The organism is Methanobrevibacter curvatus (assembly GCF_001639295.1).
GTDB lineage: Archaea > Methanobacteriota > Methanobacteria > Methanobacteriales > Methanobacteriaceae > Methanoflexus > Methanoflexus curvatus.
This window is the reverse complement of the sequence record NZ_LWMV01000103.1, coordinates 1-1,060: the sequence shown is the minus strand read 5'-3', so window position 1 is coordinate 1,060 and position 1,060 is coordinate 1. Positions and strand designations below refer to the sequence as shown.

General features: G+C 26.2%; 1 protein-coding gene. It reads right to left on the bottom strand.

The annotated features are described in order from the left end of the window. The coding region (locus MBCUR_RS02460; RefSeq protein ID WP_067089787.1) for a transposase at nucleotides 1–785 on the bottom strand (785 nt) is incomplete at its 3' end. Nucleotides 786–1,060: the final 275 nt, after the last annotated feature.

Genomic DNA, 1,060 nt, shown 5'->3' with positions numbered 1-1,060 from the left:
CCTAATTCTAGGTTTATTTTGAGGAATTCGAAAACTTTTTCGATTTTCCATCTTGGACGTCGAAAATCTTTCCAATTAGGTAGTATTTCGAAGAGTTTTTCTCTTAAATATTCGTAAATCTCTCCAGCTTTGTTTTCAAAGTCAAAATAATCTAGAGGGTTGGTAATTTTGTCTTTTAAAACTTCTATAGTTGGTTTCTTTTTTGCAAAGATTAAAGGAACTATTTTATATTTATTAACTCCAATTAAATAATTATTTGCACTATAAAAACCTATATCAGCCAATATAAGTTGTCCTTCACGGAGTATTCTTCGTCTTTGCAGTTCAAACAATATTTCATCGAACATTTTTGTGTCATGAGGTGATCCTGGATGTATTAATATGGCTAATGGTTTTAATGAGTCATGATCAATTGCTATAGTCATTTGGAATCCTGCATAGTGTCCTTTAGATGTTGAATAGCCTCTTTTGTAGTCTTTATCTAAGCAAGTTTGTGTTGAAATGTATCTTCCATTGAATTTTAAATCAAGGAGTAAAGGTGTGGAATCTAGTAGAATTGTTTTAATTTTTCTTATTTTTTTAAATTGAAGCTTGTTTAAGGATTTTAAAGTTAATTCAAGATATTTTTCAGCATCTTCACGAGAATAAATCTCTCTTATTTGTTTTAAACTAATAAGCTCATCAATGTTTAAAAATTTTTTGAGCTTATCAGAGTTTTTTACTTGATTAAAAGTATCAGACACGAATAATTCAAAAAATGAAGATAATAAAACTATTTTTAACATGATTTGATGTCTTTTAATATTACTTAGCTTATTTCTAGCTAATTCTTGTTGAATTGTCTAGAGTCGATAAGTTTAACTACTTTGGAAAACAAATTCCAATACGGGTCATTTAAATCGGGATTTAGTGGAATATTCATTGTAATCACTAAATAACAATATATATTTCATTATATTTAAATATTTCGATTTAATTGACCTTTAATTTAAATTTACAAAATTATACAATTGTACTTTTACTAAATTAGTTTTATTTGCTATTCAATTTAAAATTTTAA